Source organism: Burkholderia sp. HMSC10F09, assembly GCF_001806955.1.
Lineage (GTDB): Bacteria > Pseudomonadota > Gammaproteobacteria > Burkholderiales > Burkholderiaceae > Burkholderia > Burkholderia multivorans.
This window is the reverse complement of record NZ_KV786590.1, coordinates 1-2,731: the sequence shown is the minus strand read 5'-3', so window position 1 is coordinate 2,731 and position 2,731 is coordinate 1. Positions and strand designations below refer to the sequence as shown.

The 2,731-nt window shown below is 72.1% G+C and carries 2 protein-coding genes and 1 pseudogene; all 3 read right to left on the bottom strand.

From position 1 onward, the window contains the following. Positions 1-166: 166 nt before the first annotated feature. Positions 167-1,837, bottom strand: coding sequence for a GMC family oxidoreductase (locus HMPREF3115_RS06355; protein ID WP_070553771.1), 1,671 nt, complete (start codon positions 1,835-1,837; stop codon positions 167-169). Next, positions 1,827-2,477 carry a gluconate 2-dehydrogenase subunit 3 family protein gene (locus HMPREF3115_RS06350; protein WP_070553769.1) on the bottom strand — a complete coding sequence of 217 codons (651 nt, stop codon included), beginning with the start codon at positions 2,475-2,477 and terminating at the stop codon, positions 1,827-1,829. Before HMPREF3115_RS06350 ends, HMPREF3115_RS06355 begins: the two co-directional genes overlap by 11 nt. Beyond that, positions 2,474-2,731: pseudogene (locus HMPREF3115_RS06345) on the bottom strand (hypothetical protein); the annotation flags it as partial. The gene HMPREF3115_RS06350 and the pseudogene HMPREF3115_RS06345, both read right to left, overlap by 4 nt.

Sequence of the window (2,731 nt, the reverse complement as noted above, 5' to 3'; positions counted from 1 at the left end):
GGCATCGCGGCCGCGCCCGCCGCGAGCGCCGCGCAGGCGGCCGCACAGCGCAGCGGGCGGACGAATCGGTGGGAATGAATCGGCATGACCAACCTCCTTGTCGAATGAAAGGCGGCGCGGTGCGCGGCCCGGCGCGAGGCGCGCAGGCACCGTGCCCGCGCGCCGTTCAGCGGCGCCGCGCACGCGCGTGTCCTTCGCCGCGCGCGACGAGCGTGCGGATGCGATCGGCGGTACGGCACGCGATCGCCTGAATCGTCAGCGACGGATTCACGCCGCCGACGGTCGGAAACACGGAGCCGTCGCAGACCCACAGGTTCGGGATGTCCCAGCTCCGGCAATCGGCATCGACGACGCTCGTCGCCGGATCGTCGCCCATGCGCACGGTGCCGGCGAGATGGCAGGTGTCGTCCTCTTCGTGCCAGATGTCTCGCGCGCCGGCCGCCTCGAGCGCGCGCGACATCTGCGCGAGCGCGTGGCGGATCATGCGCCGGTCGTTGTCGTCGTACGCGTAGGTCACGCGTGCGACCGGCAGCCCGTACGCGTCGCGCTCGTCGGCGAGCGTCACGCGGTTGTCCGCGCGCGGCAGCGTCTCGCCGACGATCTTCAGCCCCGCCTGGAAGTTGTAGCGCGCCATCTCGCGCTTGAGCGCATCGCCCCACAGCCCGCGCGACGCGAGCTTGCGCGCCCATTCGATCGGCAGCGGCCCCTGGCTCATCCAGCAGTAGCCGCCGAAGAAGTCCTTGCCTTCGTCGACGTAGTTCCAGTGCTCGGTCAGCGACAACGACGGCGGCCCCTTGTACCAGCGCACCTCGTCATCCATCGTCCCCCACGACGCCTGGTTCAGCTGCGCCATCAGATAGCGGCCGACGAGGCCCGAGCTGTTCGCGAGCCCTTGCGGATGGCGGCCGTTCGCGGACAGCAGCAGCAGCCGCGGGCTCTCGATCGCATAGCCCGCCACCACGACGTTGCGCGCGCGCTGAAATCGCGTGCGGCCGTCGCGGCGATAGTGCACGCCCGTCACGCGATCGCCTTCGGCCTCGATGCGCAACGCCATCGCGAGGTCGCGCACTTCGGCGCCAGCAGACACCGCACGCGGAATCCACGTGACGAGCGCGCTCTGCTTCGCGTTCGTCGCGCAGCCGGCGATGCAGAAGCCGCGATACACGCACGGATGCGCGCGGCCGCGCGGGGCGGACAGCGTGGCCAGCGGCGTCGGCGCCCAGTCCATGCCGAGCGCCTCGGCGCCGCGCGCGAGCACCAGCGCGGCGGCGTTCAGCTCGTGCGCGCGATACGGATAGCGCGGGCGCGGCGGCCCCCACGGATAGCGGACCGGGCCGCTGATCTTCAGCGCCTGCTCGACCTCGCGGTAGTAATGCCACATCTCGCGCCAGTCGAGCGGCCAGTCGACGCCGTAGCCGAGCGCGCTGCGCGAGCGGAACCACTCGGGCCGAAACCGCAGCGACACCATCGCGAAGTGCACGGTGCTGCCGCCGATCGCGCGGCCGCTGTTGTTGGTGCCGAGCGTCAGCGGATCGGCGCCGTCGCAGATGCGTTCGTCGGTCCAGAACAGCTTGCGCTGATGCGACTCGTCCGATGCGAACTCCTCGAGCGGCCGCCACCACGCGCCCGCGTCGAGCGCAACGACCGAATAGCCGTATTCCGCGAGCTTGCAGGCGAGCGTGCCGCCGCCGGCGCCGGTGCCGACGATCACGAAGTCGACCGGATCGTCGTCGCGAAACATGCGCATCGGCATCCAGCCGCCAATGCGCAGCGGGTCCGGTGCACGGCCGTCGCAGCCGCGCGGCGTCGTCGCGGACAGCAGCGCGTCAGCGGCCATCGTCGTCGCCTCCGACGCGCGCTTCCCACGGATCGCGCCGATTGAAGTCCATCCGCACGTAGCCGCGCGGGCTCGCGGGGCCGCCGAAGCCGATCTCGTTCCATGCGTACGGATGGCTGTAGTACGCACCGCAGACGTCCATCAGCACGCGTTTCGCGAAGAACGTGCGCGCGTCCATGCCGGCCCAGGCGCCGCGATCCGCGGCATCGATCTCGCCACGCTGCACCGCGCGCAACAGCGCGTCGGCCGTGTCGCCGTCGAGCGATGCGAACGACGCGCGATGCGCGCGATACGCCATCGCGTCGAGCGCCGCGAGGCCGATCTGCCACGCGTCGCGCAGCGGCGGCAGCCGCGCGTCGCGAAAGCCGTCGCCTTCGTCGTTCGCGAGCCGCGCATCGATCAGCGCGGCGGTCGGTATCGCATCGCTGCCGGCCGGCTGCGGCACAATCCGCGCGCAGAGTGCGCGCAGCGTCGCGAACCGCTCGGCGTCGAGCGCGCGCGGCGCGGTGGCCGCGACTTTGAGCCGCGCGTCGATCGCGCGACGCGTCGCGTCGTTCCACGACGGCGTGTCGCGTTTCGCGAGCACGTCGTAATCGGGATAGCGCGGCAGCACGGCCGCGCGCTCGTTCTCGCGCTTCATCGTCCCTCCCGTTCGGCCAGCGCCGTCGCCGCAAGGCCCGCGATCGCGAGTGCCGTAAACGCCGGCGGCGCAGGCAGCGGCGGACCCGACAGCACGTTCTGCGACCAGTTGCGCCAGCCGCCCATTTGCCGCGCGACGCCGCGCGCATGGAACGCGACGCCGACGAGCCCGAGCAGCGCGGTCGCGCGCATCCAGAACCGGCAGAACGGTCGAGCGGCGCGCGGGCGCGACAGCGCGACGTGCGCGGCCGCGAG